The sequence below is a fragment of the Chryseobacterium sp. FR048 genome (assembly GCF_056844665.1).
In genome coordinates this window covers 198,211-223,292 of the sequence record NZ_JBXDSE010000008.1, presented here as the reverse complement: position 1 = coordinate 223,292, position 25,082 = coordinate 198,211, and the positions used below count along the sequence as shown (strand labels likewise).

The 25,082-nt window shown below is 37.1% G+C and carries 28 protein-coding genes; 9 read left to right on the top strand and 19 right to left on the bottom strand.

Annotated elements, in window-relative coordinates; translation table 11 throughout:
- Position 1: 1 nt before the first annotated feature.
- From AC106K_RS21520 to AC106K_RS21510, 3 genes are read right to left on the bottom strand one after another with little or no spacing between them, the layout of a single operon-like run.
- Entirely contained in the window at positions 2 to 421 is a 420-nt protein-coding gene (locus AC106K_RS21520) for a SufE family protein (protein WP_482447495.1), read from the bottom strand.
- Between the two features lie 45 nt (positions 422 to 466).
- Positions 467 to 1,564 (bottom strand): glycosyltransferase, encoded by a 1,098-nt coding sequence (locus AC106K_RS21515; RefSeq protein ID WP_482447494.1) that lies wholly within the window; start codon positions 1,562 to 1,564, stop codon positions 467 to 469.
- Positions 1,561 to 1,791, bottom strand: coding sequence for a hypothetical protein (locus AC106K_RS21510; protein ID WP_047095065.1), 231 nt, complete (start codon positions 1,789 to 1,791; stop codon positions 1,561 to 1,563). Before AC106K_RS21510 ends, AC106K_RS21515 begins: the two co-directional genes overlap by 4 nt.
- 152 nt (positions 1,792 to 1,943) lie before the next feature.
- Between AC106K_RS21510 and AC106K_RS21505 the strand changes: the two genes are divergently transcribed.
- From AC106K_RS21505 to AC106K_RS21495, 3 genes are all read left to right on the top strand, one after another.
- Positions 1,944 to 4,478: an ATP-dependent Clp protease ATP-binding subunit gene (locus tag AC106K_RS21505; protein ID WP_047095066.1), complete on the top strand. Its 2,535-nt coding sequence runs from the start codon at positions 1,944 to 1,946 to the stop codon at positions 4,476 to 4,478.
- Between the two features lie 155 nt (positions 4,479 to 4,633).
- Positions 4,634 to 5,011 (top strand): hypothetical protein, encoded by a 378-nt coding sequence (locus AC106K_RS21500; protein ID WP_482447493.1) that lies wholly within the window; start codon positions 4,634 to 4,636, stop codon positions 5,009 to 5,011.
- Between the two features lie 6 nt (positions 5,012 to 5,017).
- Positions 5,018 to 5,566, top strand: coding sequence for a hypothetical protein (locus tag AC106K_RS21495; RefSeq protein ID WP_482447492.1), 549 nt, complete (start codon positions 5,018 to 5,020; stop codon positions 5,564 to 5,566).
- A 117-nt stretch (positions 5,567 to 5,683) separates the two neighbouring features.
- On the opposite strand, the gene AC106K_RS21490 is transcribed toward AC106K_RS21495, so the two are convergent.
- On the bottom strand, positions 5,684 to 6,211 hold the full coding sequence (locus AC106K_RS21490; RefSeq protein ID WP_482447490.1) for a hypothetical protein: 528 nt from the start codon (positions 6,209 to 6,211) through the stop codon (positions 5,684 to 5,686).
- Between the two features lie 189 nt (positions 6,212 to 6,400).
- On the opposite strand from AC106K_RS21490, the gene mnmA reads away from it, so the two are divergent.
- Entirely contained in the window at positions 6,401 to 7,588 is a 1,188-nt protein-coding gene (mnmA, locus tag AC106K_RS21485; protein ID WP_482447489.1) for a tRNA 2-thiouridine(34) synthase MnmA, read from the top strand.
- Positions 7,589 to 7,677: 89 nt separating this feature from the next.
- On the opposite strand, the gene AC106K_RS21480 is transcribed toward mnmA, so the two are convergent.
- Positions 7,678 to 8,031 (bottom strand): hypothetical protein, encoded by a 354-nt coding sequence (locus AC106K_RS21480; RefSeq protein WP_482447487.1) that lies wholly within the window; start codon positions 8,029 to 8,031, stop codon positions 7,678 to 7,680.
- 29 nt (positions 8,032 to 8,060) lie between these two features.
- Entirely contained in the window at positions 8,061 to 8,786 is a 726-nt protein-coding gene (locus AC106K_RS21475) for a glycine-rich domain-containing protein (RefSeq protein ID WP_482447486.1), read from the bottom strand.
- 114 nt (positions 8,787 to 8,900) lie between these two features.
- On the opposite strand from AC106K_RS21475, the gene AC106K_RS21470 reads away from it, so the two are divergent.
- From AC106K_RS21470 to AC106K_RS21460, 3 genes are all read left to right on the top strand, one after another.
- The gene (locus AC106K_RS21470) at positions 8,901 to 9,797 is read left to right on the top strand and encodes a hypothetical protein (RefSeq protein ID WP_482447485.1); all 897 of its coding nucleotides are present in this window, start codon (positions 8,901 to 8,903) and stop codon (positions 9,795 to 9,797) included.
- A gap of 146 nt (positions 9,798 to 9,943) precedes the next feature.
- Positions 9,944 to 10,156 carry a hypothetical protein gene (locus AC106K_RS21465; RefSeq protein ID WP_482447484.1) on the top strand — a complete coding sequence of 71 codons (213 nt, stop codon included), beginning with the start codon at positions 9,944 to 9,946 and terminating at the stop codon, positions 10,154 to 10,156.
- A gap of 162 nt (positions 10,157 to 10,318) precedes the next feature.
- Complete coding sequence (locus AC106K_RS21460; RefSeq protein ID WP_482447483.1) at positions 10,319 to 11,545, top strand: DUF6051 family protein; 1,227 nt, start codon at positions 10,319 to 10,321, stop codon at positions 11,543 to 11,545.
- A gap of 153 nt (positions 11,546 to 11,698) precedes the next feature.
- Here the strand turns inward: AC106K_RS21460 and AC106K_RS21455 are convergent, their stop codons facing one another.
- From AC106K_RS21455 to AC106K_RS21405, 11 genes are all read right to left on the bottom strand, one after another.
- On the bottom strand, positions 11,699 to 12,442 hold the full coding sequence (locus AC106K_RS21455; RefSeq protein ID WP_185288427.1) for a LytR/AlgR family response regulator transcription factor: 744 nt from the start codon (positions 12,440 to 12,442) through the stop codon (positions 11,699 to 11,701).
- A gap of 60 nt (positions 12,443 to 12,502) precedes the next feature.
- Positions 12,503 to 12,775: a 2TM domain-containing protein gene (locus AC106K_RS21450; protein ID WP_482447482.1), complete on the bottom strand. Its 273-nt coding sequence runs from the start codon at positions 12,773 to 12,775 to the stop codon at positions 12,503 to 12,505.
- Positions 12,776 to 12,814: 39 nt separating this feature from the next.
- Positions 12,815 to 13,069, bottom strand: coding sequence for a 2TM domain-containing protein (locus tag AC106K_RS21445; RefSeq protein WP_482447481.1), 255 nt, complete (start codon positions 13,067 to 13,069; stop codon positions 12,815 to 12,817).
- A 31-nt stretch (positions 13,070 to 13,100) separates the two neighbouring features.
- The gene (locus tag AC106K_RS21440; RefSeq protein WP_482447480.1) at positions 13,101 to 13,394 is read right to left on the bottom strand and encodes a 2TM domain-containing protein; all 294 of its coding nucleotides are present in this window, start codon (positions 13,392 to 13,394) and stop codon (positions 13,101 to 13,103) included.
- 486 nt (positions 13,395 to 13,880) lie between these two features.
- Complete coding sequence (locus tag AC106K_RS21435) at positions 13,881 to 14,450, bottom strand: methyltransferase family protein (RefSeq protein ID WP_482447479.1); 570 nt, start codon at positions 14,448 to 14,450, stop codon at positions 13,881 to 13,883.
- 100 nt (positions 14,451 to 14,550) lie between these two features.
- Entirely contained in the window at positions 14,551 to 14,859 is a 309-nt protein-coding gene (locus AC106K_RS21430) for a 2TM domain-containing protein (RefSeq protein ID WP_482447478.1), read from the bottom strand.
- Complete coding sequence (locus AC106K_RS21425) at positions 14,846 to 16,177, bottom strand: 2TM domain-containing protein (protein ID WP_482447477.1); 1,332 nt, start codon at positions 16,175 to 16,177, stop codon at positions 14,846 to 14,848. The genes AC106K_RS21430 and AC106K_RS21425 overlap by 14 nt, the downstream gene beginning before the upstream one ends.
- Positions 16,178 to 16,359: 182 nt before the next feature.
- A complete protein-coding gene (locus AC106K_RS21420) occupies positions 16,360 to 17,019 on the bottom strand; it encodes a hypothetical protein (protein ID WP_482447476.1) in 660 nt (219 codons plus the stop codon).
- A gap of 48 nt (positions 17,020 to 17,067) precedes the next feature.
- A complete protein-coding gene (locus AC106K_RS21415; RefSeq protein WP_482447475.1) occupies positions 17,068 to 19,311 on the bottom strand; it encodes a TonB-dependent receptor in 2,244 nt (747 codons plus the stop codon).
- 179 nt (positions 19,312 to 19,490) lie between these two features.
- Complete coding sequence (locus tag AC106K_RS21410; RefSeq protein WP_482447474.1) at positions 19,491 to 20,393, bottom strand: AraC family transcriptional regulator; 903 nt, start codon at positions 20,391 to 20,393, stop codon at positions 19,491 to 19,493.
- A 79-nt stretch (positions 20,394 to 20,472) separates the two neighbouring features.
- Positions 20,473 to 21,111, bottom strand: a complete 639-nt coding sequence (locus AC106K_RS21405; protein ID WP_482447473.1) for a 4'-phosphopantetheinyl transferase family protein — start codon at positions 21,109 to 21,111, stop codon at positions 20,473 to 20,475.
- A gap of 227 nt (positions 21,112 to 21,338) precedes the next feature.
- On the opposite strand from AC106K_RS21405, the gene AC106K_RS21400 reads away from it, so the two are divergent.
- Positions 21,339 to 21,842 (top strand): superoxide dismutase family protein, encoded by a 504-nt coding sequence (locus tag AC106K_RS21400; protein WP_482447472.1) that lies wholly within the window; start codon positions 21,339 to 21,341, stop codon positions 21,840 to 21,842.
- Positions 21,843 to 21,899: 57 nt separating this feature from the next.
- Here AC106K_RS21400 and AC106K_RS21395 read toward each other — a convergent pair whose 3' ends face one another.
- Both AC106K_RS21395 and AC106K_RS21390 read right to left on the bottom strand, forming a co-directional pair.
- Positions 21,900 to 24,029: a carboxy terminal-processing peptidase gene (locus AC106K_RS21395; RefSeq protein ID WP_482447471.1), complete on the bottom strand. Its 2,130-nt coding sequence runs from the start codon at positions 24,027 to 24,029 to the stop codon at positions 21,900 to 21,902.
- 145 nt (positions 24,030 to 24,174) lie between these two features.
- Positions 24,175 to 24,588, bottom strand: coding sequence for a hypothetical protein (locus AC106K_RS21390; RefSeq protein ID WP_482447470.1), 414 nt, complete (start codon positions 24,586 to 24,588; stop codon positions 24,175 to 24,177).
- 142 nt (positions 24,589 to 24,730) lie between these two features.
- Here AC106K_RS21390 and AC106K_RS21385 point away from each other — a divergent pair, with 142 nt between their 5' ends.
- Positions 24,731 to 24,901, top strand: coding sequence for a lmo0937 family membrane protein (locus AC106K_RS21385; protein ID WP_482447468.1), 171 nt, complete (start codon positions 24,731 to 24,733; stop codon positions 24,899 to 24,901).
- Positions 24,902 to 25,082 lie beyond the last annotated feature (181 nt).

Genomic DNA, 25,082 nt, shown 5'->3' with positions numbered 1-25,082 from the left:
GCTATGATTTCAGTTGGTATGCCACTGCATAAAACTTGATCTGCTTGGTCATTGCCATCAGTCCGTTGGCTCTGGATGGCGAAAGAAACTCCTGCAATCCTATTTCTCCGATAAAATTGAAATCAGAATCCAGAATTTCCTGAGTGGGATGCCCACTATAGATACTTACTAAAAGAGAAACAATGCCTTTAGGCAGGATCCCGTCCGAATCTGCATTAAAGAAAAGCTTGCCTTCTTTAAACTCAGCATCAATCCAAACTTTGCTCTGGCATCCTTTAATCAGGTTTTCATCTGTTTTCTTGTCTTCAGGTAAGCCTTTCAGTTCTTTTCCAAGGTCAATAATGTACTCGTACTTCTGCTCCCAATCTTCAAGAAACGCAAACTCGTCGATTATTTCCTGTTGTTTTTCTTTAATGGTCATTTTTAATCAAATTTCTTTATGCAAAGATAACCAATTTTGTAAAAATTATTTATGGGCTGCTTTTTCAAAAAGTTGCAGGATATTTCTCTCCTCATTCTCCCAGCAGAAAACGTCTGCCGCTTTGTCAAGTTCGCTTCGGTAATATCCTCTTCCTCTTTCCAGCACTAAATTAATAGCTCTTTCAATCGTTTCAGGGTGATGATCGGTCACCATTTCCCCTACATTAAACTGATTTCTGATGCGCTGCATTTCAGGAAAATTGATCATTACAAGCGGTACTCTGGATTGAATATAATCACAGACTTTATTAGGTAAAGAATAATAATAACTTACCCCGTTATTTTCTTCGAGGCTAAAACCCGCATCTGCTGTTCTGGTAACTTCGCGAAGGTTTTCCGGTTTCAGTTTTCCCAGAAAAAATACTTTATCCTGAAGTTTTTCCTTAGCCACAAGTTCTTCATATTCTTTTTTCTTTGGCCCATCCCCTGCGATCTTGAAAACAGCATCCTTTATATGATGCATAGCTATGATCATTTTTTCAATTCCTCTGGATTGGTTGATGGCTCCCTGGTAAAGAATTATTTTAGGCTTATTATCCGGAAACTCGGGAACAGATTCTATCTTTCGGGGAATATTTCTTACAACAACAGGATTTACTTTATATTTTTCATGAAACCATTCTGCATAGCTTTCACTTTCCGTCATCATAAATTCCACTTTAGGCACTAGGCTTCCTTCTACTATTCGCCAGAATTTCTGTGAAAATCTGTTTTGGATAGCAGGCATTTCCGTAAAAATTTCATGACTGTCAAAGACCAGCGGAATATTCAGTTTTCTGGAAATGAGATAATTTGGCAGAAGTGCATCAATATCATTGGCCAAAAGAATGGTGTCTTTGTCAGCTTTTTTCTTCAATACACCGTAAAGTTTCCAGTTGAATTCAAAATAAGCTGTTTTCAGGCTTTTAGACTTAAGACCTATTCTGGAAAAAGGATAAGGTCGTTCCATTTTCTCATTTCCTCCCCAGTCATTCCCAATCAGATCAATGGAATACCCGTGATCAAATAGCGTTTTGCATACTTTTTCTATTCTCTGATCCGTATACAGACTGCTGAAGGCTGAAACCAGTACTTTTTTCTTCATGAATCTTTCTTTCCAGCGATTAAATGATACACCTGAATGAAACAAATCAGCCCATTAGGGATGATTACCGGCCATAACGGCTCACTAAAAAAGAAGCCATAGATGACAAAACAGATACATCCTATCATATTAACTATTCTGATTTTTCGTACATCTTTCAGTATGAAACTCAGCACGATAAAAACTGAAGCAGAATATCCGATATAAGTAGTAATTTCAGGATTCATGAGGCAATTTTAAGGATAACAAACTTAATCATTTTCAAGAAGATAATAAAATTTTTTACTGCCATAAAGTCATTAATTGATTTTTGGTAAAATATTTGTAATTTAGATAATGAATAAAAAGCAACGTTGCTTTTATTCTAATGAGATATATTATGGATTATAAGTTTTCACAAGGTTTGAGCCAGGTGTTCAAACAAAGCAAAAGCGAAGCTAAGAGGCTGAAAAGTGAATTTCTTAATACAGAACATCTACTTTTAGGTATTATAAAAACGGAAAACTCTGCAAAAGAAATCCTTCAAAACCTCAATGCGGATTTAACACAAATCAGAAGAAAAATTGAAACTTTAAATACAGCAAGTCTAAATCCTATTTCTGAGGAGGTTACCAATATTTCTTTCACCAAGATGGCAGATCATGCTATTAAACGTGCAGAGTTAGAATGTCGTCAATATAAGAGCAATGAAATTAATACCGTTCACCTGCTTTTAGGCATTCTATATAAATATGAGGATCCTACTTCAAATATTCTGGGAGCTTATGACATCGACTACGAAGGAGTTTCAAGAGAATACCAGACGATGCTTAAAAATTCCGGGCAGTCACCACAAATGAGTGCTTATGATGACGATGATGAAAGAGAGGAATTTGAGCAAATGAGAAAGCCTACAGGAAATTTAGGCTCAGCGAAAAGTAAAACCCCTACATTGGACAACTTTGGTAGAGATTTAACTTCTTTGGCCAGAGATGGAAAATTGGATCCTGTAATCGGTCGTGAAAAAGAAATTGAGAGAGTTTCTCAGATCTTATCCCGAAGAAAGAAAAACAACCCACTTCTTATCGGGGAGCCGGGAGTTGGTAAATCTGCGATTGCGGAAGGCCTTGCTTTAAGAATTCAACAGAAAAAAGTATCCAGAGTTCTTTATGGAAAACGAGTGATCACTTTGGACCTTGCAAGTTTAGTTGCGGGAACAAAATACCGTGGTCAGTTTGAAGAAAGAATGAAGGCCATCATGACGGAGCTGGAAAAGAACAGAGATGTCATCTTATTTATTGACGAGCTTCACACTATTGTAGGTGCAGGAAGTTCTACAGGAAGTTTAGATGCATCCAATATGTTTAAACCTGCTTTGGCAAGAGGAGAAATTCAATGCATCGGGGCCACTACACTGGATGAATACCGTCAGTATATTGAAAAAGACGGAGCTTTGGAAAGAAGATTCCAGAAAGTAATGGTGGAACCTACTTCTATTGACGAAACTATTCAGATTCTGAATCAGATCAAAGATAAGTATGAAGAGCATCACAATGTAATTTATACTCCGGAAGCCATTGCAGCGTGTGTCAATCTGACATCAAGATATATTACAGACCGTTTCTTACCGGATAAGGCGATTGATGCCATGGATGAAGCAGGTTCAAGAGTATACATCAAAAACATGAAAGTTCCTACTGAGATCATTGATTTTGAAAAGAAAATCGAAGATATTAAGGAATTGAAACAAAAGGCGGTAAAAGCTCAGGATTATCTTGAGGCAAGAAAGCTTAAGGATGAGGAGGAACGTCTTCAGATGGAACTGAATGCAGCTCAGGAGAAATGGGATAAGGATGTAAAAGAGAAAAAAGAAACCGTAACGGAAGAAAATGTAGCGGAAGTGGTTTCTATGATGAGTGGAGTTCCTGTAACGAAAGTGGGCAAAAATGAGCTTGATAAATTAGCTCAGATGGATGAAAAACTGAACGGAAAAGTGATCGGTCAGGAAGACGCTGTGAAGAAAGTTGTTAAGGCAATTCAAAGAAACAGAGCCGGTCTTAAAGATCCTAACCGTCCTATTGGTACCTTTATTTTCCTTGGAACAACCGGGGTTGGTAAAACGGAGCTTGCCAAAGTAATGGCGAGAGAACTCTTCGAATCTGATGAGTCTCTGATCCGAATCGACATGAGTGAATACATGGAGAAATTTGCCGTATCAAGATTGGTAGGAGCGCCTCCGGGATATGTAGGATACGAAGAAGGAGGTCAGCTTACTGAAGCGGTAAGAAGAAAACCTTATGCTGTGGTTCTTTTGGATGAGATTGAAAAAGCTCACCCAGATGTGTTCAATATCTTGTTACAGATTCTTGATGAAGGACACGTAACCGACAGTTTAGGTAGAAAAATCGACTTCAGAAATACCATCATTATTCTTACGTCCAACATCGGAACAAGAGATCTTAAAGATTTCGGAGATGGTGTAGGATTTGGAACTTCAGCGAAGAAAACGACTTCAGACTCAAGAGCGAGAAGTACGATTGAAAATGCCCTTAAAAAAGCATTTGCTCCTGAGTTCTTAAACAGAATTGATGATATTGTGATCTTCAACTCTCTTGTACAGGATGACATCAAGAAAATCATTGATATTGAACTGAACAAACTTTATGGCAGACTTGAAAAGCTAGGATATAAAGTAGAACTGACTGAAGAAGCCAAAGACTTTATTTCTGAAAAAGGATGGGATAAAGACTTCGGTGCAAGACCATTGAAGAGAGCCATCCAGAAGTACATTGAGGATTTACTGGCCGAAATGCTTGTGAATAAACAACTGAACGAAGGTGAAACCGTAGTTCTTGACCTTAATGAGGCAAAAGACGGATTGGTTGGTAAAACGCAGAAAGCGAAGAAAACAACTGAAAAATCGTCTCAATCGTAAGACAATAAATAATTTAATGATAATAAAAGCATCGGAAATTTTACTTCCGGTGCTTTTTTTTAATCCATTCAAAACAGTAAGTTTATTTTTTTCACCAAATAAGGATTAATTGATAATTTTTTTTAATTTTATCACACATTAAAATCAAAATAATAATGAAAAAAGCAATTTTACTTTTAAGTATTCCATTACTTAGTATTATTTCCTGCACCAATGAAACTTTAGCCACCAATGGTAACAATCCGGAAATTTCAAAACCGGAAGCTGTACAAAGGTTCAACACCGCCATGAAAACCGTTGTGCTGGAAAAAGAACCCGCTTCGGTATCACGAACAAACTCTATGGAGCTTAGTGATTACAAGAAAGATAAACTTATTCCCGCCGCAAAGGAACTGATTGCTTCTACGGGCGTTTCTGCAAGGGAAATTGAAAGACAGACCGGAGGTGACAGAGAAAAAATATTAACCTGGGCAGTACAAGTCTACGGAGATTACAACAAATTGATCAATCAGAACAACAAATCTAAAAACTAAAAAATTATGAAAAAGTTATTTTTATTTGCGGCATCTCTTGTTTCTTATTGCTTTTCTGCTCAATCCGGACAAAGTATTTATATACAGAACTACAGCCAGTATACAATGGTATTTAACCTTGTAAAATCAAATTCTGCCAATACAATAGGAAATTGCAGTCCTTATATACAATCTGCCAATACAACAATGCCCTTATTCCTTCCTTCTTCTCCTGATGGAGGAATAACACCTGCTGAGGCCTTTTATAAGGATCTCAATTCTGCCAGTGATCCGAACACCAATTATCCTGATACCCCTACTATAGATGCCTGGTCTATCAATGGAGTATATCCGGCAACACCAACTCCACTGCCCCTTCTTTTCAATCATGCTACCAGCTGGACAGAGATCCAGTTTTCGGTTCAGAATCCAATAGGAGCAGGGGTAGGCGGACCTTATACCATGGGGCAAATGTGCAACGGTCCTTTAATTCCTGATCTCAATGGCTATGTAAATCCCCTTGTTCATGGCCAATGGTTTACGATGGGTGGCTCTATGTGGGCGATCATTCAATAAACATAAGCTCCTTTTAAGATAATGCAATAAAAAAGCACTGGAAATAATTCCGGTGCTTTTCATTTTTTATAAATTCCAGATACCCGTTCTGGTATCCTTAAATTAAAGGAATACTTCTTACAATCCCACGACAAAACCGATATTAGGGACCAATCCGCTAGAGAATACACTCGATCTTTCTTTCCAAAGTACATTATACATCAACCCCAATTGCATAAAAGAATTGTTCCCAATCCTTTGCATATAACCTCCTCCCAAATAGAGGGCATTTTCTTCTCTACTCTCTTTATAATCGAAAAATTTGTCTTTATAATTGATAAAATAATGCTGAAAATTAGCACTCAGGAAAAATGATCTCGCAAAGTAATAATTGGCAAACGGGCCTACCCCAAACATGGTGGACGAATGATAATCAGAGGTTTGCCATGTCACACTGCCGGCTACTCCCCCTTCAAGATCATCGGTAAGTCTGTACCCCACTCTTGGTGAGGCCTGAAGGCTAAATGAGCTGTTGCTCCCAAATCCTAAACCAATTCCGCCTCCGAAAGTCCAACGGTTATTCCCCTGTGAGGGTGTTCCTATTGAAACCTGAGAAAACACTGATCCTGAGACGATCAGCATCATGGAAATAATAAACTTTTTCATATATAGATCTTTATTTGGTTTTAAAATGATGCCCTCTTTTCAGGCTTGAAAAAACGTTAGTAATGACTTTTGATATTAAAATCGTTTTTATCAATGTTTAAAAATATGGTTTTTTTACGACTTTTTTAGTTGTATTTTTGCCGCATCAAACTAAGAACTCCCGTTAAGAGTTTCGTAAAATTGAAAAAAATGAAAATAGTAGTAGGCCTCTCCGGAGGTGTAGATTCAAGCGTTACAGCTTATTTGCTGCAGCAGCAGGGCCATGAAGTAGTGGCTTTGTTTATGAGAAACTGGAATGATGCTTCGGTAACACTAGAAGATGAATGTCCCTGGATAGAGGACAGTAATGATGCTCTTATGGTAGCCCAAAAGCTTGGAATTCCTTTCCAGGTGATCGACATGAGTGAGCTTTACAAGGAACGTATCGTAGATTATATGTTCGATGAATATCAGAAAGGAAGAACTCCGAATCCTGATGTTTTGTGTAACAGAGAAGTAAAATTCGATGTTTTCATGAAGACGGCAATGTCTTTAGGTGCTGATAAGGTAGCTACAGGACATTATGCAAGGGTAAACTCCACTTTTGACGAAAACGGTAAAGAAATTTTCCATCTTCTGGCCGGAAAAGACAATAATAAGGATCAGTCTTATTTCCTTTGCCAGCTGAGCCAGGATCAATTGTCAAAAGCCTTATTCCCTATCGGAGAGCTTACCAAGCCTCAGGTAAGAGAAATTGCAAAGGAGATCGGTTTGGTAACCGCTGACAAAAAAGATTCTCAGGGATTGTGTTTCATCGGGAAAGTAAGTCTACCGCAGTTTTTACAACAGCAATTGAAGCCAAATGAAGGGGAAATCGTAGAAATTTTCAAAGATTCACCTTTGTTTGCTGAAGAACAGCCTGCATTTTCATCCAAAGAAGAAGAACTGGAATTCCTTTCAAGGAAAATCAATTATAAAAAATCCGACGGAAAAGTAATCGGAAAGCATCAGGGTGCTCAGTTTTTCACGATCGGACAAAGTAAAGGTCTTGGTATCGGAGGCCACAAAGAAAGCTGTTTTATCATCTCCAGAGATATGGAAAACAACATCCTTTTTGTAGGAGAAGGAAACCATTTCCCGGGACTTTTCAAAAAAGCTTTAAAAATTGACAATACAGAACTGCACTGGGTACGTGAAGATATGAGGCTTCAAAATGGAGAATCTATGGAAGTAATGGCCAGATTCAGATACAGACAGCCTTTGCAGAAAGCAACGCTTTACCAGTTTGAAAACGCTTTTTATGTAGAGTTTGAAGAACCTCAGTCTGCAATTGCTGAAGGACAGTTTGCATCATGGTACATTGACGAAGAACTTATCGGAAGCGGTGTCATTTCGTAATAAGGATTCAACAGGAAAATAAAGAGTAATAACAACTCAAGATATAATAAGCCCGAAGCAACTTTGTTTCGGGTTTCTTTTTTTTGATATTAGTATTTTATTTTATTCTTGAAATGAGGTAATATAAATAACAGTGTTACAATACACTCCCCTAGTAATATTATGACTAAAAAACCTATTGGTTTTTCCAGCCATATTCCTCTGATTAACTTGATGATTCCGAGCAAAAAGATGAACAGTATATAATAACAGGTTGTTTTAGAAACGCTTTCTTTCAGTAATTTTAAGATAAAAACGGAAAGGTAAAATCCGAGTATAAGAACTAAATAAAACTTTAGGAATTCAGGCCCTTTTAAGGTAATCGGATTAAGGGTTCCAAAATCTCCGGCAAGCCATAGGAAACTGATCCCGACCGGAATGAAATGAATGATTAGTTTTTTCATGATGATTATTTTTAAAGTGATCTGCTTTTTTACCCACCACAACCTCCGCATCCGCCACATCCACCGCCGCAACCGCCGCCACAGCTACCTCCGCCTCCGCCGCTGCAACTGCTCCCACCACAGCTTGTCCCGGAATCACCATCTTTTTTATCTTTGTTCGTCTGAATGATGTTCATAAGACTTCCAAAGAGAAAAGCGACAAATAGTGAAATGAATATAGAAGTAAGGGTAATGACCAGTTCCCCAAAACAGGAGGCCAGCAGAAAAAAAAGACCAAATAAAGGAATGACGCGAAACTTTTTCCACCAACTGCTTTTATCCGGACTCTTCTCTTGATGTAACCAGATTTCCTTTGGGGCATCGGCCTGGAAAATCTCTTTGTATCCTTTCAGGGTGTCTGTAAACCAGTGCTTATGTTTATGATTTTCATTAGTACCTCCTTTAGACGGATGGTGATGCAAAGCTCTTTTTAAAACATCCGGACAAAATTCTTCCCAGTAATTTTGGGTATAGATCAGATGCATATGCCATACTTTATCCACGATTTTGCTGGGGGAAGCTCCGTTGGGAAGAATGCAGCAGAGATAAACAAATCTTTTGTATTCTTCGATGGCTTTTCGGGTAAAATCCAGACTCCAGTTTTCTTCTTTTGCCAGCTTTTTCGAAAAAGGAAAATCAGCATCAGGAGCGTCTAATGAAAATCCCTGAATTCTGTTCCAAAGGGATTCATCTTTTAATAACATTCTTGTTTCCATTGTTCTAACTTTTGTTTTTCTACTCAAATATCTGTGCATTTTGCAATATAAAAGTCTTTCAAAAGTCTTTTTTAGTATCATAAAAATCTTAAATTAGTCTTATAAAATCATAATATGAAAAAGGAAGATATACTTCATCTTGAGAAGCTGATGAATTTCCTTAGCAGGCAGTTTTTAAAGAAAAACCATTGGGAAGATGTTACAAAAACCGAATGGTCTTATATCTGTGCAGAGCTTAATGATCTTATTACCAACGATCATGCAGAGAAAGGAATCAAAAAAGCCCCGGATCTTCTAGGGAATAATTATCTTTATGAACATCTGATCATCAATAAACTGAAAAGGTTCCATCAAAATGAAAAGGCAGTTCTAAGCAAACCCAATCTCGCCAAACTCAGCCTGATCGTCAAAGTTCTGGGGTATTCAAATTACATCGACTTCATCAATTCGAATACGGAATCATTCAATTTTAATGATCTGAGAATCGACATGGATAAGGTGAGTCTGAATACAGCTCTTCTGGACCGTTTGGTGGGCTGTTGGTATTCTTATAACAGAAATCTTCCGGAGAACCCTACACAGGCAAAAGAAGACCGCATCTGGCGTTCTGCGATGGAGATCTATAAGTCTGAAACCACCGGAGAATATTTCATCGAAAGAAGCGGCGGTGATCATCATAAGTATTTCGGAAAGGTAACTGCTTATTCGGATTATGTTTTTATCATTATGAACAGTAATACGTTTATCCGGCAAAGGCATTTTATCTCCAGAATTAAAGATAGTAAGGAAAAGCTTAAAAATCCGGAGTATAAACTTCACGAACTTCATTTCATCAGCACCTGCATCAGCTTCAATCAGGAACCGATCGCCCTGTTTGAAATTTTCCGGAAAGCAGACCGAAAAACCTTTATTTCCGATTCTATCAGCCTTCCGATTGACAGTGATGAAATCCCGGAATCTATTTTAAAACAGCTTGAAGACACTGAATCTAACAGGATTGATTACAGGTAGTTGAATTGAAATTACAAAACTCTCAATGATTGAATAATGTTGTTTTTTTGTGAATGTTTTTTAAAGAAAATAATTTTTTTGAAATTTTTCTGTAACGTATTCTGATTTGTCATACTTACTGGATAAATAACAATAAAAATATCATTATGAAAACTTCAACCAACAACAGCCAATACGTATTTGCCAACAGTGTTTTGATCTTTATCGTCTCTGTACTTTTAGGCTATAATATTTACCAGGAAATCTATCATCCGGAAAAATCACATCTTTTCCTCTGTGCAGTATTAGTGGCTCTCACCTCAGCTGTGGCAAGAAGATACGGAATTCCGAAAGAGCAAAGAACAAAGAGCAAAGAATAAAGAGTAAGTATCTATTCACTCTATCAACCCGGAACAGTGTTGTTTCGGGTATATTTTTACTAATCCTATGCCTGGAATACTTTTAAACTTTTAAAATCAACACTTTACAGCAATAATTGACTAATTTAATTGTTCTAAATATGAACCCTCAATGATCTTGCTATGGAGTATTATGAATTGTATGAAGTTTTGAAAAGCCATTTTGATTCTGTAAAAGAAACTGTTGAGATCAAAGATTTAAATCTTACTATAGAATCCATTCCTTTTGAATCAAAGGTTTCGGATCTGCTCCATGGACCGGAAAATCAGGAGTGCCCTGTGCATCAGGAATCATTGAAAATCAACGAGAATGCTTATCTGATCTATCATCAACCTTCTGTAGACATTAAAGATTTTGATATAGCCTGTAATAAAAAGTTTGAGTACTATATCCTTAAAAGAGCTGACGTAGAAACTGCTAAAGGCTGTATCATCTTTTTCCATGGCCTGAACGAAAAAAAATGGGACAAATACCTTCCCTGGGCCTATGAGTTGGTACAAAAGACCCATAAAGCGGTTATTCTGTTTCCTATTGCCTTTCACATGGACCGTGCGGAAGCCATCTGGAGTGACCGGCATCATATGATGGAAATTGTGAAGTTCAGAAAGGGACAGTATCCGGAAAACACCCATTTTTCGTATGTAAATGCAGCCATAAGCTCCAGGCTGGAAGCCCATCCGCAGAGAATTTTCTGGTCGGGATTACAGACTTATTCAGATATTATCGAGGTCGTAAAGGAAATTAAAAGCAACAGAATCAAAAGTATAGCTTCAGATTCAAGTCTTGATCTGTTCGGATATTCCATCGGCTCTTTCCTATCGATGATCATTAAAATGGCTGATCCTTATGGCTTCTTCACCCAATCTAAGGTTTTCTGTTTCTGTGGCGGAATGACCATTGACCGGATGTTTCCCATTTCCAAATACATTATGGATGCTCAGGCTACGATCAAAATGCAATCTGTCTTTACAGAGTTGCTGAGCTCTGATTTTAAGTTCGATACCCGCCTGAAACACTATCAGGATGATGATCTGCATCCCCAGGAAAGCTGGTTCAAGAAGATGCTCCGGTACAATTATTTTCAAAAGGAAAGGGAAGAAAGAATTCAGGCGATCCGGTCTCAGGTAAAAGCTTATGTTCTCGAAAAAGATACTGTTGCTCCACCGATGGAAGCTCTGAATACTTTACAGGGAGGCTACAGGAACATCCATGTAGAAGTTGAAATAAAAGATTTTCCCTTTGATTATTCTCATATGGTCCCTTTTCCGCTCACTCATAAACACAAAACAGAAGTAACTGAAGCCTTCCACCAGTTTACCAAGTCTGTCAGTGATTTTTATACCCAATAATTCCCGTTAATAGAAAATAGAGAGGTAGAGTTTAAAAAGGAATAAAATAAGCTCCATAATGGTATTTTTTTGAGTGAATGGATATAGAATTCCTGTTCCGGATAAAATAATACGGAATGTGAGCCGGAAGCGATCAGTTTTTTATTGAGAGGTTTAGCTTACAAGCCAATCCTTAAAATCTTTGACACGATCTCTGCTTACCGTGATTTCTTCCTGAGGCTGAAACTCAAGATCAACTTTGTAATAAGGGGAAGTATGGATGTTTTTGATATAATCGGAATTGATGATAAACTGTCTGTTGACCCGGAAAAACTTTTTCTCCTCCAAACTATCTTCCAGTTCGTCTAAAGTAAAATCTGACGGATAAGTACGGTCTTCGGTCTGGAGATAAACGATCTTATTCTCACTGAAAAAACAGCTTATTTCCTGGGTCTGAACAATTTTTAAATTATATCCGATTTTTACCAGCACTCTTGAAAGGATCGATTTTTCTTTTCTGATCAGCTGCTTTATATCCTGGGTTCCAATATCATTATTGGAGGGAATAAAGGATTTAAATTTCTCCACAGCGCCTGCCAGATCCTCTTCAAGAATTGGTTTCAATAGGTAATCTATACTATTTAGTTTAAAGGCTTTTAGGGTATATTGATCAAATGCAGTCGTATAGATGATAAAGCCTCTGGTAGGGACTTTTTCAAAAATATCGAACGACAGCCCGTCTCCCAGAACAATATCAGAAAAGATCAGCTGTGGATGTTCATTTTCAGAAAACCAGGCTACCCCCTCTTCTACTGATTCTATTTTAGCAACCACTTCAATATCAGGAAAATTACTTAACATTCTCTCTAATTTCCTTGAAGCTGGTTTTTCGTCTTCGATAATGACAGTTTTGATCATTGAGTCTATAGTTTTAGTGATAAAGTTTGGGAAATAAAATTAGATAAAAACAGGCGGATTTTAAAAATCAATCGGTTTTTTATTTTCCCCGGTTTCTTTTTCTATGATCTTTCTTTCCCATTCATCATCAAGAATAAAAAGGAAAAATGCTTTTACCACAAGAATAATAGCCCAAATGGTAAGAAACAGGTGTCCGCCAAATATTTTGTAATGAATCCCGTCATTCAGCCAATCATTTCCAATGATCACTGCGCTGATGAGGGCAAACCACATAAGATTCTTATAGAATTTTTTCAGCTGCTGAACTCTGGTATATGCTGTGTTGTAATCCATGATGTATCGTTTTTAAAAGTTATTTTGTGATTATAATGTTTAGTTTTTAGCCGTTTCCTTTTCCAGCATCTTTCTTTCCCACTCGTTGTTAAAGATAAATAAGGAGATTCCTTTAAAAATTAACACGATAGCCCAGATAGCCAGTAACAGATGTCCTCCGAATATGGCATACTGTAAATCATCCTGTAGCCAGTCTTTTCCAATTAGGATTACTGCAATGATCCCAAACCACATAAGGTTTTTATAGAATTTTTTCAATTGCTGAACTCTGCTGTAAGTTTTGTAAGTATTCATGATCTATTGTTTTTTAAAGTTTTTTAAATGATTATAATGTTTTAGTTTTTCCTTTTTCTTCATTCATCAGTTCTCTGATCTTATTCTCTTCCCAGCTTTTTCCAATCCCAAATACATTTACGGCGTGAAAAGCGACTCCAATTCCCCAGCCAAGCATTGGCCATAAGAACCATAAATATCCCGGAGAAGTCATAATATTCAGAAATGCTAAAAAGCAGATCACGATACAGTATGAAGTAAGGTTTCCATAGAATTCTTTCAATTCTTTTACTCTTTTTGCTGCTCTTTGATAAGAAGCGGTCTCTTTGTTTGATAAAATTTCCATAACGTTTTGTTTTAAGGTTAGTTGTTTGTTTTTCCTGAGTCAAAGATAGGATGGGAAAAGGCCTTAAATCAATTTTATGTTACCGAACGGTAGAATATGCTTTCCGAATGGTAAAATTTGGAGAATACAGCATTATACTATACGGATTACCTGGATTGCTGCTTATTGGAAGACGTGAGAAGATCAAAAATTTTCAGCAAGAGTTGTGCTGATAGATTTTGCCACTAATGCACGAATTTTTTCCTTGCTACTCTTCAAATATCACTGATTATGTTTACTAATCTTAATATCAAAGAATTTTATTCGTGGCAATTAAAGATTCTCGTAGATCAAGCAGGCTTCTCCTAAACATCTACTGAATCTCTGAATTGGTGGAAAATAAACCGCATAATTTTGCCACTAATACACGAATCCTTTTTATTCGTGCTTTAGTGGCCAATATAAATAGGTATGATGTTTTATGCCAGATAAAACCCTTTAGAGAAGTTAGTAGATAAACGGGATCAGTTTCTTTGTGGTTTTTCTGTATTCAATGTATTCTTCGCCAAACTTTTCTACAAGAGCCTGTTCTTCGATCTGGATTCGGTAGATAAAGGCTAAAAACGGAGGGACAAAAGCAAGCAGCAATGAGAGCCAGTTATTGAGGTACAATCCGAGTCCCAAAGAGGTAAGCAGCGAAAAGGCATAAGAAGGATGTCTCAGGTATTTATAAAAACCTTCTTTCTTTATTTTATGATCCTCTCTAATGGTAACATCCACTGTAAAATATTTTCCCAGCGACCTGATGATGATAAATCTTACGATAATACCGATAATAATGAATGCCAATCCCACATAGCGGATCCAAATTCCATGAACGATGGGTAATGTGGTCATAGAATCAACCGTAATTGCAGAGGCAATAGAAAAAGGAATAGCCAGCCACAAAATGTTAAGTGTGGATTTATCTTTATCCTTTTGATCATTCTTGCTGGACTTCAATATGTTTTTGTACAAAAATTCACTGAGAAACCAGGCAACCATAGAGATCATGAAGAGGGTTTTTAATGTGTTCATTTTGATTAAGATAAAGTAGTTAGACAAAAGTACAGGAGCAAGAAATATTGAGTATCTAGCAATCAGGAAGGTAGTATTAAAGTTTTACCAATCCGTTACTCTACAGTCTTCTCTTTTCTTTTTCCATCAGTTCACGGATCTTTTTCTCTTCCCAATCCTGAAAAAAAGGGATCTTAGATAGAAAAACTACCGCTGCATGAGCCACAAGAGCGATTCCCCAAACGATAGCTGTAAAGAAGTTTTTGAATTGAAAATAGCTTTCTCCGGGTTTCAGATGGGTATAATTGTAATAAACAATCATTACATTCACCGCAATATAGACAAAGAGGTGAGCATAGAAGCCCCTTAACCTCTCAACTTGTCTTTTTGCTTTCTGATATTGAATATCATCTTCGTCAAAAGTTTCCATTGTTTTTATTTTTTTCTTTATTCATAATTTCACGGATCTTCTTTTCCTGCCAGGACTCTCCCACTCCGAAAACCTGAAAAGCATGAGAAGCCACTCCTATTCCCCAACCCAGCACCGGAAACCAAAACCAGTGAAATGAACTTTTAGTAAAAAGATTAATGAAGATCAAAAAAGGGATCACAATGCAATAAGAGATCAGGTTCATATAGAAATCCTTGATTTCCTTTACCCTTTTCTGTGCCTTTTTATAGTTCTTGGAATCCTGACTTTGTTCTGCACTGACAATATTAGGCTTATTGGCCAGCATCGGAAGTTTTACTTTAAAATAATCTTCAGATTTTTCAATGAAAACATTTCTTTTAGTGAGTAAAGAATAGCGCTGTACAATATTAGACAGCCCAATTCCGGAACTTTCTTTGATCTGCTCTCTTACCTGCAGATTATTCTCAATACAAAGAATCTCTCCTTCTGAAAAAATTCTAATGACCAGAGGTTTTGATGACGTTGCAAAATTGTGCTTAATACAGTTTTCCAAAAGCAGCTGTAATGACAGAGGTACTACATATTTCCGATAGTCTTCTTTTTTGACATCAAAAACAAAATCGACACTGTCTTCGAATCTGGTTTTTAAAAGATCACAATAGGTTTTGGCAAATTCTATTTCATCCTCTACCGTCACCAGTTCCTTATCCTTTTGTTCAAGTACATACCGATAAATCTTTGACATTGAAGCGGTAAACTTTTGGGCCTGATTAGGATTTTCATCAATTAAAGAACTTAAAACATTCAGAGAATTAAACAGGAAGTGCGGGTCCAGCTGGTTCTTCAGACTTTCGAATTGGGCATTGGCAGATTTGGCAATAAGTTTCTGCTCTACAACCTCTTTTTTGGACGTTTTTTTCAGTTCCTCCATAAAGCTTTTGGCATGGAGAAAAGCAGATATAAGCAGCGCTATATTAATTGTAAACCAATTGGAAAGATTAAACTTTCCTGAGAAATACTCCTCGGTAGTAGCCCCTTTCTGAATCAATACAAAATTGATGTAATTACAGAAATAGACCAGTATGATATTGGCAATAATGATAGAAACAATGCTGATTGCGGCTCTTTTGGATGTATTTTCAGACCAGGGGAATCTTTTGTTGAGAAAACTGTTGAGCAGTCCATTTCCACCTCCCAGCACCACCGTATAAAGCAGAGAAATAAGTATCGTAAGCCCAAAGTTCTCAAGGGTTCTCTCTGATGTAAAGGCAAAAAAGAAAAACATGGAGACGGTGAGCGAAATCCAAAACATTGTTATAATATCCTTACGTTTCATGATTGATTTACTTATTTCAAAATTAGCTTTTATTAAAGGATCAAAAATTATTTCTTACTGAAAAACAGGTTATTTGTCTCTGGACAGGATGATCTGTTTCCCGATGAAAATAAAGAAACCGGAAATCTTACTGATCAGAAATATGCTCTCCAAAGAATCTGACTTCCGGCTCCTTTCTATCTTTATTTTTTAGTTTCAGCAGGCAGACTCATAAAATATTCTGCTTCTCCCCGCCCCCAATTCGGATCCAATGCTGTTTTAGGCTTATATGCATTAAATTTTGCCACTGCAGCTTTGAACATTTCCATTCCTTTGGTCTTACTTCCCCCATACTGTTCAGGAGTAAAATACGTATCTTCTGCTTTGATCAGTGCAATTCTTGGATTTCCCGGATCCAGTTTTTCTGCACTGCTGAGTTCTTCGGTAGCCCTTACTCCGTCTGTCATAAAACGTTGTTGCGGATTGACCATCATTCTTAAAGAATAGGTCATTTTTTTCAACAGGCGAATCTCTGCATTATCCGCTCCGGCAAGACTTTGTGCCGTACCCAGATATTTTTCTGCCTGTGCAGCTATCCCATCCAGATCCTGCATATTTCCGTTTCTCATCATAACTCTTCCTTTCTGAATCTGAGAAAATGCAGCATAATACTGAGGAAGCCATTGCGAACTCTCTTTACTTCCTATCCTTTGGAAATCATTGGCCAGCGCCTGGAACTCCTCAGGAGTTTTGCAGGTTTCTATTTTCGCAATTTTTTCAGACATTATTTTTTCATAATCTGACTGAGCAAAAGCCGTTAAGCTCATAAAAGCTAAAGCAAAACTTAAAAGATATTTTTTCATGATATTGAATTTTAAAAGTTAGTTTATTAATGATCCGAAGTTATGTTTTTATAAATTATTATTGATGGCATCTTCTGTTTTATCTACTCCAAAGCTTATAAATGCTCCTACAAAAACAAAAGTATTAACGGGTGGAACAATTGCTGAGCTTCTGGATCCATCCACAGAAAAATTATATCCATATACATTTTTTGATCCAAGAATATTGGTAATGCTCAATACAAATATGGGAAATGCTTTTGCCCCTTTCTTTCCAATATTGGGTAGATAATTGAAGCTCAGGTTAAGCGCATTATAATCTTTAAGCCTCCCTTCGTGTCTGGTATAGTTAACGGCTTTTCCATCATTAAACTCAGTCGCTATATCATAATATGGGCGCCCTTTTGCATAAGTGTAGGAAAGATTGGCTCCAAACTTCCACTCCGGTATAAACTTTTTGACTACGGCAGAAAACGTGTGTTCTGCAGCAAATTCCGGTTTTAAACTTACCGGATAATTAAGGAAGTCTCTTTTTGAATCCAGATAAGAATAAGTCAGCCAGTAATCTATATCCTTAAATGTCTTTTTGTCTTTCCAGAATAACTCCAGCCCTTTTGCAAATCCATAGCCATCATTGTTTAAAGCGGTCTGTACCTGTTGGCTTTGCTGCTTTCCGGGCAGAATATTATAAGTTTTTACAAGCTGGTCATATTTCTTATAAAAAGCTTCAAGACGTAAGCTTCTTCCTTCCGAACTTCTCTGAATCTGAAGAACATAATGCTGTGATTTCTGAAAATCCAGATTGGCGGGTCCATTGATGTACTTGCTTTCCGGATTCTGATAAAAAAGACCATATGCTAAAGAAGTAGTCCAGTTCTCTGCCAGGCGATAGGCTATTGCAAAACGAGGCGCAATATTATTTTGTCCCAGATAAGAAGAATGTTCCGCTCTCAATCCGATTTTTGCAGACAATGCATTACTGAATCCCAGATCTGTTTCTACAAAAGCTGCCGAAATCAGGTCTTTGTAATGCTTTTGAACCTCCCCGAAATTCAGTTTTTCGTCGGTATTATTCAGTTCAAAACCACCTCTTACAGCACTGATTCTGTTAATTTTTCTTTCAAGAACCGCTTTGAAGTTGATATAGTTTCCATCCGTCAGTAATCTTGATCGATTGCTTTCTACATCATCAGTTTCAGTAGAGAAATTAAGATCTGATCTGTTGTATGAATAGGAACCTCCTACATTCAAAAGGTATTTTCCGAATTTTTGTTTGAAAGACAGGTTATGATAGCTGCTGCTTCCCTTCAGTCTTACCAGCCCAAAGTCATATCCTGGTTCCAGACTTTCCGTTTTCACTCCCATTTTATTGGTGTTGTACATTCCATAATATTTGAAAAATCCGCCTGATTTTGTTTTAAATCTAAAATTAAAATCACTGTTCAGCCCCTGTGGAGCATCAATAAAGTCTGTATTAAAATGAAAGATATTCTGCATCAAACTTAGAAGTGAATACCCTGCGGAAGCTCCGTAAGAATAGTTTTTCTGCTCTCCCAGCTTCTGAAATCCTGCATTCAGAAAAATAGGGGAAACACCAATATTGTACGATGTCTGATCCGGAAGATCCACACTTTCCAGCATCAGTACCCCTGAAAGTGCCTGCCCATATAATGCCGAATATCCGCCACTTGAGAATATATTTCCTTTAAAAAGTGAAGTATTGAACTGATCTCTTCCAGCAATTCCCGGAACAGAATTGGAGAAATAGTTGTTGATAAGACTGCCATCCATAAAGATCTTGGATTCTGTTCCGGTACCTCCGCGGATAAACAAACCTTCAGTGCCTCCTACTTTCTGTACTCCCGGAAGATAGGTCAAAGCCGATGTGATCTGCCCGTCAGCACCTGCTGTAGTATAAATATCAATAGGAGAAAGTAATGCTGTTGCCCGCTTTTTGTCACTGGCTTCAATGGAACCTGCGGAAACTACAACCGCATCAATTTCATTAATCTGCTCTTTAAGATCTGTGCTGATGGTAATATCCTGATTTTCAATATTGACACTTTTTTCAGTTTCTTCATATTTGGGATGGGTAAAAACGATTTTATGCTCGCCTTTTTCTGAGGTTTCAAAGGAAAAATTCCCCTGTGCATCAGTAGTAGTCCCATCATAAGTATCTTTCAGGGTGACATTTACTTCACTTATCCCTTTATTTTTAAAGGTTACCCTTCCTGAGACTTTTACCTGGGAATATCCCATCATAAAAGTGAGAAGAGTAATCAGAAGTAATATTTTTTGTCCTTTCGTTTTCATGGCTATTATTTTCTGGATCAAAAGTACTATAACAAAGGTCCTTTTGTAAAAAAATTATTACCGAAGGGTATTCTTTTGTTACTGAATGGTAAAAAAAGCCGGAAGCCGAAAGAAAGGAGACTACTTAAACTTCGTTACTTCCTTCTTTCCGCTCCCGACCTCAGATCTTTTGCCTGTATTTACTGAATCGGGATGCAGAAATCCACGATCATTTTCCCTTCCGGATGTTCTTTAAAATTGGAATGATAGATCTCAAACGGAAATGTTCTTCTCGTAGAATAGCCATGCTCATTCATCCATAGGAACAGAGACACCCAACATTGCTCAAAATCATTAAGCGTTACTTCTCCTCTTCCTACGATAAATTTCCCGGCTTCTATAGTCTCTGAAAAAACTTCTCCTGTTGAGTGTTCCAGCTTTTCATCCAATAGCATACAGGCGTGAATCCGTACTTTATCCGGAGGAGTCACCTTGAAGCTGTCGTGGTATACAGAAATCATTTTTACATGCTCCCGTGGGAATAACTGCTTCTTTTTTGCCCAATCAATGAGTATATTGTAAGAGGGTTCCACCTGAGCAATTCCCAAGCTCATTACAGCAGCCAGATTCATTTCCGGCATTTCTTTTACTTCGATTTTTAAATTCATTTTCGTCCAGTTTAACAGGTTATCGATACTGCAAATGTATTGGCTGAAAACTGTATCAATTTGTCCGTTCTTGCTTTGTATTTGTAAAATCTTGTGAAATTTCTCAGGAGCAGATTTTCGGAATTCGGAAGGAGGTACTCCATAATATTTTTTAAAGGTCTTGCTGAAAACTGAATGGTTGGAAAACCCAAGTTCAAAATAGATTTCCTTAATCTCCACTTCTTTTCGCATCGCCAGGAAAAAAGCACTTTTCTCTATTTTCTTCCTGATAATATAGTTCTGAAGGGTTTCTCCTGTGATCAGCCTGAATATTCTGTGAAAATGAAACGGCGAATAGGCACTGATCTCCGCAATTTTTTCCAGGGAGAGATCAGCGTCAAGGTGGGTATCAATGTATTGAATCGTTTTTACGATGCGTTTTTTATATTCTTCCAAAATAAAATAAGATAGCGCGACAAAGATATTGATCTAAAGGATATTTCAGTTGTCCTTTATTGCTATTTAGATAGAATAATTAAAATTCAACATACTCAATAAAAGGGACTATATGATTGATATTAATATCGTTTGAAGCGATACAGCTGCAATAATTCTGATCAATTAAAATGTCTTTTGTGAAGAATTTTTGTTTGTCAATAACGCTTTCATTGTTCAGGACTTCAAAAGAGTCCAGCGGAAGCATCATTCCGTCGCCATGAGCTTTCATAACGGCTTCTTTTTCTGTCCAATAGGTAAAAAAATGTTTGATTTTATCTTCAGCTTCATGAATTTTCTTTATCTCCCCCGGTGTCATTTGAAATTCGAAGTCCTTATAGTTCACAGCTGTGTCGTAAAATTCTACATCTATTCCTATTGGAAATTCACCCATTGCACAGACTACCATCTCTTTGGAATGAGAGATATTGAAATGAACAGGATCATCTTTTAAATAAGGTTTATGATTTGAAGAAAACCTGATTTCTGTTTCAAAAATATCGTAATAGGTCCTTAGCCCGTGCAGCAGCAAAACCTTACCCAGCAACGAAAGCTGGGCATCCTGCCATCTTCTGTACTTCAGGAGGTCTGTTTTCAGCTCTTCAGAAAATACATTTAAATATTGATTCAAAAGATCCTGATGTTTTTCTTCCTGTATGAATGTATATAAAATGATCATTTTCCTGCCTCTCTGTTGTAATTATAATGAAAACTAATGCACATCATGTTAAAAATAAGCATTTTCATTCTTTTCTCAAAGTTTTCATCATGCTAAATACCAGGGGCAAACCTCAGCTGATTTTGCCGAAGCATTCCCACTCCATCTGAAAAAAAGACTGGAATCATAAAGAGTATTGGAAAAACTTTTATAATTTTATCGTATAATCACTATAAATCATTTTAAAAATGAAAGTACAAACATTAGCATTACTGGCAGGATGTGCAGTTTTTGCTGTTTCATGCGGAACTACAAAAACGTACAGCGTAAATGCCAAAAGCGGAACACAAACAGGCGGAACGGCAAAGTTTACCCAACAAGGAAATGAAGTTATCATGAAACTGGATATTACCAACCTTACTCCTGGAATCCATGCTGTACACATTCATGAAAAAGGAGACTGCTCTGCTGCAGACGGAACTTCTACAGGCGGACACTGGAATCCATCCAAGAACGATCATGGTAAATGGGGTGCGGAACATTTCCATATGGGAGATATAGGAAATCTGGTGGCTGATCAGAGCGGAACAGCAACATTGACTTTCAAGACTGATAAATGGTGTCTTGGCTGTACTGATGAATCTAAAAACATCATCGGAAAAGGCCTGATCGTACATGCGGCGGCAGATGACTTCCATACTCAGCCTACAGGAAATGCAGGCGGAAGAGTGGGATGTGTAGAAATCAAGTAATCAACTTATTTTACTCAATAAAAAAACCGATAATTTTCATTATCGGTTTTTTTATGTTTATGATTTTGTTCCCATTTCTGCTACAATATTCATTGCTTCCTGCAGATAAAGGTCTTTTTTCAGATTCTTGATCCACATTTCAGATTTCTTCTTGAAAGCTTCATCTTTTTTCTCTCTTTCAACCTCACTAGGATACATGGTAAACTGTAATCCGTTTTCAAATTTCGTCAGACTCTTGAATTTTTCGATCTGAGATTTTCTGTGCTTCATCAGTTCATTGAACTTATCGATATTAAGCGTAATATTCTCCTCTTTATCCAGTTTTTCTCTCCATTGAGCAGATTCAAGCAACAATTGATAATTGCTGTTTTTAGCCATTCTGGCTGCACTTGCTTTTTCAAGGGCCTGGATATTGAAATAGTTCAGTTTCTGGAATTTTGTAGGTGGAATTTTATCCCAAGCCAATGCAAAATCATCATATCTTTCTCCTACTTCAGCATAGGTAAAGAAGTCTTTCATCTGAATATCTGAAACAATTCCTTTTCTCTGGGTAGATTCTCCCGTCACTCTGTAGAACTTCTGGATCGTCAGTTTCAAAGATCCGAAATCATCTTCTGTATTCAGGAATCTGTTCAGGTCTACAAAGGTCTGAACGGTTCCTTTTCCGAATGACTGCGGAGATCCGATGATCATTGCTCTTCCATAATCCTGCATCACTCCCGCAAGGATCTCAGAAGCCGAAGCGGAAAGTTCATTTTGCATGATCACAAGCGGACCTGTCCAGATAGGCGTCTCATATTTGTTCTTTAGGGTCTGTATTTTCCCGTTTCCGTCTTTCACCTGTACATAAGGTCCGGCATCCATGAAAAGTCCCATAATATCACCTACTTCCGTCAAAGAACCTCCACCGTTATTTCTAAGGTCAAGAATGATTCCTTCAATGTTCTGAGCTTTAAGCTTAATGATTTCATTTTTAATATCATCGGAAGCATTTCTTCCTTTGGCATTTTCAAAATCGGCATTAAAGCTTGGAAGGTTGATAAATCCGTATTTCTTACCGTTTGGAGTATTCACTACAATACTTCTGGCAAAAGTATCTTCTATGGCAACCTCCTCACGAATCATCGTTACATCTTTGATCGTACCGTCTTTTTTCTGAACAGTCAGCGTAACCGGTGTTCCTTTCTCCCCTCTGATCAGTCTTACTGCTTCATCAGAAAGCATTCCCACAACATTCACTGCGTCATCTTTCGGCTTTGATTTTACTTTTAAGATCTTATCCCCTTCTGAAAGCTGCTTAGACTTCCATGCCGGAGCTCCAATGGTAAGGGCCCCCAGATAAAGGTTTCCTTTTTTCTCCTGAATCAGTGCTCCGATACCGATTACTTTTCCGGTAAACTGAGTATCAAAGTCTTCTTTATCTTTTGGAGAATAATAGTTGGTATGCGGATCGAATACTTCTGTATACGCATTCATATACACCGTAAACCAATCCATTTTCTTTCTTTTTTTGAATCGGGTGAAGGTATCTTTTACAAGATCTTTTACCTCATCTGTAGCTTTTTTGATCTTCTCGTCCTGAGTAAGAACTTTGAACTTGATCGTATCTTTTAGCTTGTATTTCTGTACAGAGTCTTTCTTCTCTTTCTGAGCTTCTTCCTTACTGTTCATCGATTCAACTTCCTGAAGGATATTGTATTTGATGAATTTCTTCCACTCATTATACTGCTCCTGTTTGTTCACAGGTGTTTTCTTAAGCTTTGGCTCAAGGGTAAGGGTTTCATCCTCATTAAGGTTAATAGGCTTGCTGAAAATATCCTGTGTAATCTTATCGATCTCGTCTACTCTTTGGTAGAGTCTGTCAATCGTAAGCTTATAGAACGTAAGGTCTCCCTGGCTGATATAATCGTCAAGCTTTGTTTCATGCTTGCTGAATTCATCCATATCAGATTGCAGGAAATATCTTTTTGCAGGATCTACCAACTCGAAATAATGCTTATAAACATCCTTCGAATAGGCATCATTGATAGATTTTGGGCTATAATGCAGATAAGAAAGTGTATTTTTTACGCTCACCATAATCGTCTGCATCTTTTCATCATCGTTCTTTGGCGAGTTGAAGCAAAACATTAGACTGGTTAATGGAATCAGGAGTAAAAATTTATTCAGTTTGAAATTTTTCCACATAAACTGTCTTTATTTATTAATTTTTTAAAAAATAAGTATTGTAATAAGTAGCAATAATTTGCGAACTGTTACAAATGATCAAATTTAAGACCTTATTTACAAATATCGTATAGTTTTATATTTTTTTATTCTATGAAATACTAATTCAAATTTTTCCATTATTTCTCATTTCAAGAAGGTAAAGAGGGAAAAATGAAGCAAATACCCTTAACAATATACCGCTTTTATGCTCATAATACTTTCCATAGTCCATATAGGCAAGGCAAAAAGACAGAAAGAAAATGGAAAAACAACACGCGTATACAATGTGCCATCCTTCTTTTTTGTTGATGAGATAAAAAAGGTACGTCAGATTAAGCCCCAGGTATCCAACAACCATGATAGCTACTGATATGGGGCCAAGTTTTCCTGCAAAGTCCAGAAAATCAAGATGACTTAGTCCGATCAGGATAAGCCCGCCCAAAAGGAAATTGGCAACGATTCTTCTTTTATTCCAAAAATAAACAGCCATGGCAGCAATAGCCAGTAGTATAGTGATTCCGAAGTAGTTTATTCCCATCGGACAAAAGTATAAATCCCTGGCAACGAAACAAAAAACATTTCATTAAATGCAAATAAATAGATACCACAAAAACTATTTTTAAGCTATAAAGGCATAAAATATGCTAATATTTAAGTGTATAAATTTAAAATGTAATATTATGAGAAGCTTATTATGGTTAGTCGCAGTCATTTGTATCGTTGTATGGCTTTTAGGAATGCTGGGAATTGTACCCGGGATCAGCACAGGTTATCTGATACATGTATTGCTTGTTATCGCTATTATTGTCGTTCTTTATAACATCATTACCGGAAGGAAACCATTAGACTGACAAAGAAGATAATGAATTATTTCTGCCATCATATTTCAATGTTACCTGGCATGGGATAGATGATCAGCTGAGCTAAAATTTTAAAAAATATATCCCCTCAGGAATTTCCCTTTTTCTGGTATAAAGTTTTCCTTTCTTATTAAAATACAGGATATTCATTGCCGAAATTAAATCAGTAAAT